Source organism: Variovorax sp. 20P10.2.4 (assembly GCF_058244205.1).
This window is the reverse complement of the sequence record NZ_JBZAYE010000423.1, coordinates 1-6,565: the sequence shown is the minus strand read 5'-3', so window position 1 is coordinate 6,565 and position 6,565 is coordinate 1. Positions and strand designations below refer to the sequence as shown.

Here is a 6,565-nt window from a genome sequence, read left to right as displayed (position 1 = left end):
GTTCGGCGGATCGCCCGCGAGCGGCGCCTTCTCGATGCGCCGGCGCGGGTCCATCGAGAGGCGCGAAGCCAGCAGGCCCTGCGTGTAGGGATGCAGTGGCGCCTCGTAGAGCCGGCCGGCCGGCGCCACTTCGATCACCTTGCCGAGGTACATCACCATCACGCGGTCGCTGACGTGGCGCACCACGTTGAGGTCGTGCGAGATGAAGAGGTAGGTCAGGCGCAGCCGGCGCTGGAGCTCCTGCAGCAGGTTGAGCACCTGCGCCTCCACCGACTTGTCGAGCGCCGAGACGGCCTCGTCGAGGATCAGCACGCGCGGGCCCAGCGCGAGCGCGCGCGCGATGTTCACGCGCTGGCGCTGGCCGCCCGAGAGTTCGTGCGGATAGCGCTGCGCGAACAGGTCGGGCGCGAGGCCGACCAGCCCGAGCGTCTCGCGCGCGCGTTCGCGCGCGGTCGCCGTGGGCGTGCCGGCGGCCTTGAGGCCGAACATCACCGAGTCCTCGATGGTCAGGCGCGGGTTCAGCGAGGCATGGCTGTCCTGGAACACCATCTGCATCTTCTTGCGCATCGCGCGCGTGGCCGCGCTGGTGGCGTGGCCGGCCACGTGGCCGTCGACCTCTACCACGCCCTCGTCGGGCTCGATCAGGCGCATCAGCAGTCGTGCCGAAGTGGACTTGCCGCAGCCCGACTCGCCGACGATGCCGAGCGTCTCGCCGTCGTGGACCTCGAAGCCGATGCCGTCCACCGCCTTGACGTGGGCCGTGACGCGGCCGAGCAGGCCGGACTTGAGCGGGAAGTGCTTGCGCAGCCCCGCGACGCGCAGGATGACCGGGCGCGGCGCGGCCTCGGGTGGCACTTCGGGTGGCGCATCGGTCGGCACGGGGGTAGGGTGCGGGAAAGAGTTCATGCGTGCACGTCCATGGCCGCGCGAAGGCCGTCGCTGATGAGGTTGGAACAGATCGAGGTCAGGAAGATCATCACGCCCGGCAGGATCGCGTTGAGCGGCGCGACGTAGATCGACTGGCGCAGCGTGTTGAGCATCAGTCCCCACTCGGCTTCGGGCGGCACCACGCCCAGGCCCAGGAAGCTCAGGCCGGAGGCGATCACGATCGACACGCTGACCAGGCTCGAGGCATAGATCAGGATCGGCCCGAGCACGTTGCTCAGCACATGGCCGAGCACGATGCGCAGCGCCGAGGCGCCGGTGGCGCGCGCCGCGTCCACGTAGTCCTGCGAGCGCACCTGGGTCGTCACGCTCTCGGCCACGCGTGCGATCGGCGGCACGAAGATCAGCGTGAGCGACACCAGGCTGTTGAGCATGCCCGCGCCGAGCACGCCTGAGATCGCGACCGCCAGCAGCACCGAGGGAAAAGCGTAGAACACGTCGACCACGCGCATGATCGCCATGTTGAGCGCGCCGCCCGCGTAGCCCGCGACGATGCCGAGCGTGGCGCCGATCGCCGTGGCGAGCAGCACGGGCACGAAGCCCATGAACAGCGAGTTGCGCCCGCCGTGCAGCAGGCGCGAGAGCAGGTCGCGGCCGAGCTCGTCGGTGCCGAGCCAGTGGCTGGCGTCGCCGGGCGGCAGCAGCCGTCGTGTCATGCTGGTGGCGAAGGGGTCGTGCGGTGCGACCCACGGCGCGAAGATGGCCAGCGCGATCACGAGCAGCAGCACGGCCAGGCAGGTCAGGGTGAGCGGATCGCGCGCGAGCCGGCGTGCCACCTGCTGCCAGAAGCTGCGCGAGACCGGGCGCCGCGATGCGGGTGCGGGAGCGGGCACGGCAGGTACCGGTGGCACGGCCGCGGGACGAAGAGGAAGAATCCGGTTCATGGCTCAGCTGCGCTTGATGCGCGGATCGAACATCGTCTGGACCAGGTCCACGGCGAGGTTGATGAAGACGAAGAACATCGACAGCACGAGGATCGTTCCCTGCAGCACCGGCAGGTCGCGCGTGAAGATGGCGGTGTTCAGCAGGAAGCCGGTGCCCGGCCACGAGAACACCGTCTCCACCAGGATCGAGCCGCCGAGCAGCTGCGCGAGCTGCAGGCCGGCAATGGCCAGCACCGTGGGCGCCGCGTTCTTCACGATGTGCACGAACACGCCGAAGGGCGGCAGCCCCTTGGCGTGAAGCGTCTGCACGAACTCGCGCTTGCGCACCTCGGCGACGGTGCTGCGCACCGTGCGCGCCACGATGCCGGCCGGGATCACCGCCATCGCGATCGCGGGCAGCACCAGCGCGCGCAGGCTGTCGGCGCTCAGCGAGAAGGTGGTGTCGGCGCCCTGCGAGCCCATGCCCATCGCGGGCAGCAGGCCCAGGTTGACCGAGAACACCACCACCAGCACCATGCCGAGCCAGTAGTGCGGAATGCTCACGCCGGTGACCGCCACGGTGGTCACCGCGCGGTCGAGCGTGCTGCCGCTGCGAAAACCCGCCACCAGCCCGAGCAGCAGGCCCGCCGACATGCCCAGCAGCGTGGCGGCCGAGGCGAGCGCGAAGGTGTTGACCACCGCGGGCGCCACCTCGTCGAGCACCGGGCGGCGCGTCACCGTCGACTGGCCGAAGTCGCCGGTGAGCACGTGGCCCAGCCATTTGAGGTACTGCTCGGGCAGCGAGCGGTCGAAGCCGTAGGCGGCGCGCACCTCGGCCACCAGTTGCGGACTGGCGCTTTCGGGCAGCACCGCGCTCAGCGGATCGCCCGGTGCCAGGTGGATCAGCGCGAAGCAGAACAGCGACACGCCGATCGCGATCGGCACGGTGTAGAGCAGGCGGCGCAGGAAGTAGACGAACATGGCGGTGCCCGGCACTCAGTCCACCACGACCGGCGTCAGGTCCTGGATCCAGCTCTGCGCCTGCACGAAGCCCTTGACGCGCGGCGACAGCGCGCGCGGGTTCACGTCGTGCACGACCCAGATCCACATCGCCTGGTCGACGATGCGCGCATGCAGCTCGGCCAGGATGCGGTCCTGCTCCTTCGGATCGAAGGTGGTGCGCGCGCGCGTCACCAGCTCGTCGGCCTTCGGGTCGGTGAAGCGGCCCCAGTTGTAGCCCGTGGGCACCGGCTCGAACGAGGCCGCGGTCTTGATCAGCGCGATGTCCGGGTCCCAGAAGCCCCAGCTGTTGTTGACGCCATGGCGGCCCTTGTTCTCGGGCGCCCAGGCGCCGGCGCGGCGGCGCGCGCGCAGCGCTTCCCAGTCCATCACCTCGAACTCGAGGTCGATGCCGACCTGCTTGTAGTTCTCCTTGATCAGCTCGTTCATCGACAGCGGCTGCATCTGGCCCGAGCCCGAGGGCGCGATCACGATCTTGATGCGCGCCGGGTTGCTCTTGCTGTAGCCCGCCTCGGCCAGCAGCCTGGTGGCGGCGGCCGGGTCGTACTTGATGTCGAAGGCCGGGCTGCCGAACCACGGATGGCCCGGCGTGACCATGCCCTTGGCCGGCAGCGCGAGCCCGCCCAGCAGCTTCACCATGCCCTCGCGATCGATCGCGAGGTTGGCGGCCTTGCGCACGCGCACGTCCTTCAGCGGCGAGTCGTCGAGCAGGCTGATCTGGTAGGCCCAGACATGCGGGTACTTGTTGGTCACGATCTGCATGCCGGCCTGCCGCAGGCGCGGCACCGCGTCGGGCGGCGGCGCTTCCACCCAGTCGACCTGCCGCGACAGCAGTGCGGCCACGCGCGTGTTCGGATCGGGCATCGGCAGCAGCACCAGGCGGTCGGATTTCGGCACCCGCGCCGCATCCCAGTACTGCGCGTTGCGGACCAGCTCGGCGCGCTCGCGCGGCACCAGCTTCTGCAGGATCCACGGGCCGGTGCCCGAGGGCTGGGCGGCGAACTTGTTCCAGTCCTTGCCCACCTCGGCCCAGCGCTTCGGGCTCGAGAAGAAGATGTTGACCAGGTTGTAGGGCAGCACCGCATCGGGCTTGGCGGTGCGGATCTGCACCGTGTGGTCGTCGACCTTGGCCCAGCCGCTGATCGCGCTGTAGTACTGCGAGCCCTGGGTCGACTGGGCCTGGTCGAACTGCGGCGCGTCGCGCTTCATCAGCTTCTCGAGGTTCCAGACTACCGCGTCGGCGTTGAACTCGGAGCCGTCGTGGAACTTCACGCCGCGGCGCAGCTTGAAGGTCCACAGCGTCTTGTCGGTGGCAGAGACCGACCAGCTCTCGGCCAGCGCGGGCCGCAGCACCGCCGTCTTGTCCGCGCTCGACAGGTCCCAGCTCACGAGCGAGTCGTAGACCGTGCCGCCCATGAAGCGCAGCCCCTCGGTTCCCTGGCTCGGCTGTCCGGTGGTCAACGGGATGTCGGCCACGGTCATGCCGACGCGCAGGACCTTCTCGGCCAGCGCCGACAGCGGCAGCAGGCCCGCCGCGAACAGGGATGCGGCCAGCAGCCGCGACGCGAAAGCGCGAGTTCTCGATCTCATATGTGCTCCTCTACGATTCGATGCGACCCCGCTGGCATCGGCTCGGCGGCCGTGTCTCGCGGGGCGGGTGGTGGTGCCAAGGGGCAGGTTCCGTGCCAGCGGAACCGAGGCCGCGCGGCGCCCGGTGGCTGCCGGGTCTGTCTGCCGCGCAGACAGATCGGGCGCCTCGGCTGTCGCGCGCGCGTACAGCCGGACACCCGGAACCATCAGGCCATCGCGGGCTGCCCGTCGGGCAGTTCGAACTGGCCGGCGGGCAAGGTGCCGAGGTAGTCCAGCAGCTCCGCGGTCTTCACCACGTCCGCGTACTTCGCGTGCATGTCGCACAGGTTGATCGCGTGGCTGGCTTGCGCGCGGTCGAAGCAGCCGTCCTCCGCCACCGCCACGCGGTAGTTGAGGCTGAAGGCGTCGATCACCGTCGCGCGCACGCAGCCCGAGGTGGTGGTGCCGGTCACGATCACGCTGTCGCAGCCCAGCAAGGTGAGGTAGCTCGCGAGGTTGGTGCCGAAGAAGCCCGAGGGCTTCTGCTTGAGCACGACCAGGTCGCGCGGCCCCGGCGCGATCTCGGCGACGATCTCGTTGGCGCCGCGCGAGGACTTCGCGATCTGCTCGCCATCGTCGCTCAGGCGCGCATCCTTCCAGCGCCAGCTGCCGCCGTCCCAGCTGTCGGCGCGGCGCACGCCGGTGGTGTAGATCACCGGCACGCCGCGTTCGCGGCTCTTGTCGATCAGTGCGCGGATGTGCGGAATCGCGAGCCAGGCATCCTCGCCGCAGGAGGTGTGCCAGTTGCGAATGGATTCGAGGATCGGCACCGGCCTCTCGTCGCAGAAGGCATAGCTCACGTCGATGACCAGCAGCGCCGGCCGCTTGCCGAAGCCGCCCCTGGCGCCGAAGCCGGAGGTGGCGAAGACCGCCTTGTCGCGCGCGGTCAGGAACTGGTTCCATAGAGGTTCTTGCATGTTCGAGGCTCCAGGTGATGTTGAGAGCCAGTCGTTCTGCAATCGCCATGCCCCGGTCCCCGTCCGCGCTCCGCACGCGGTGCCCGCACCCCGTTTTCCCTCTGAAGCAGCACCGTCGTGCGTGCGGATCCGGAGTGTCTTCGCGTCGCCCGCCGTGTGTGCGGGAACGACAACGGCGCGCCCGGTGTGCGCGTGGTCGACAGCCGTCGTCGGCGTTACCGGGTCGCGGGCGCGTTCGCCACCGCGGCAACGCCGGGCGCGCGCATGGCCGCCTCGTAGCGCGCATCGGTCAGGGTGCCGAGGAAGGCGCTGATCGCGTCGATCTCCTCGTCGCTGAGCCCTGGCGTGCTGCCCGGGCGGCGGTTCATCGGCGTCGAGTTCACGTTGATGTTCGCGCGATGCGCGGCGGGCACGTCGTCGAAGGTGGCGTGGCCGTGGTACCACTTGGCCGGATCGGTCGAACGCGTGGCGTAGAAGGCCACCGCCTCGCGCAGCGTGGCGAAGGTGCCGTTGTGCATGAAGCTCTGGCGCACCGCGACGTTGCGCAGGCCCGGGGTGCGGAAGTAGCCGCACCATTGGCCGGGATCGGGCCAGCGCAGCTGCGAGGCGGTGCGGCAGAGCCCGTTGTCGAAGTGGCGCGCATCGCGGTTCGCGGGCAACGCCAGGTTGCGCGGCACGGCGATCGCGTCGTAGCCGAAGTCGGTGAACAGTGAGCGCTCGGGCCGGCTCGCGGTGTCCGAGAGCGTATGGCAGGACATGCAGTTGCCCTTGTCCGGATTCTTGAACAGCGCCAGGCCGCGCATCTCCTGCGGCGTCAGCGGCGTGCGCTGGCGCAGGTAGTCGTCGAAGCGCGAGCTGAAGGGCGCCATCTCGTCGCTCTGGAGGTAGGCCTGCAGCGCCAGGCCGATGCCCTGGACCATGCGCTGCGGATCGCGCAGCACCTCGGGGCCCAGCGCCTGCGACAGCGCCGGCGCGAGTTCGGTGGCGCGTACCTTGCGCAGCAGGCTGCGCGGCGAGGCGTTGTTCATCTCGTCGGGATCGAACAGCGGGCCGCGGACCTGCTCGGCCAGCGTGTCGGCGCGGCCGTCGGCGAACAGGCCGCCGAACGGCGATGCGTAGGGCGCGTCGTCGTCCTGGTAGAAGTGGCGCCGCGGCACGTAGCGCACGTACAGCAGCGAGGGCGCGGTGCGC

General features: G+C 70.0%; 6 protein-coding genes. All 6 read right to left on the bottom strand.

The genetic code is table 11. The features are described from left to right. The coding region (locus AC27VN_RS29055; RefSeq protein ID WP_490878782.1) for an ABC transporter ATP-binding protein at positions 1–906 on the bottom strand (906 nt) is incomplete at its 3' end. Beyond that, on the bottom strand, positions 903–1,829 hold the full coding sequence (locus tag AC27VN_RS29050; protein WP_490878781.1) for an ABC transporter permease: 927 nt from the start codon (positions 1,827–1,829) through the stop codon (positions 903–905). The genes AC27VN_RS29055 and AC27VN_RS29050, both read right to left, overlap by 4 nt. 3 nt (positions 1,830–1,832) lie before the next feature. Then, a complete protein-coding gene (locus AC27VN_RS29045) occupies positions 1,833–2,789 on the bottom strand; it encodes an ABC transporter permease (protein WP_490878783.1) in 957 nt (318 codons plus the stop codon). Positions 2,790–2,804: 15 nt separating this feature from the next. Beyond that, complete coding sequence (locus AC27VN_RS29040; protein WP_490878780.1) at positions 2,805–4,418, bottom strand: ABC transporter substrate-binding protein; 1,614 nt, start codon at positions 4,416–4,418, stop codon at positions 2,805–2,807. Positions 4,419–4,624: 206 nt separating this feature from the next. Continuing rightward, entirely contained in the window at positions 4,625–5,374 is a 750-nt protein-coding gene (locus tag AC27VN_RS29035) for an isochorismatase family protein (protein ID WP_490878779.1), read from the bottom strand. A gap of 215 nt (positions 5,375–5,589) precedes the next feature. Then, positions 5,590–6,565: cytochrome-c peroxidase (locus AC27VN_RS29030; RefSeq protein ID WP_490878778.1), on the bottom strand; the 976-nt coding region annotated here is incomplete at its 5' end.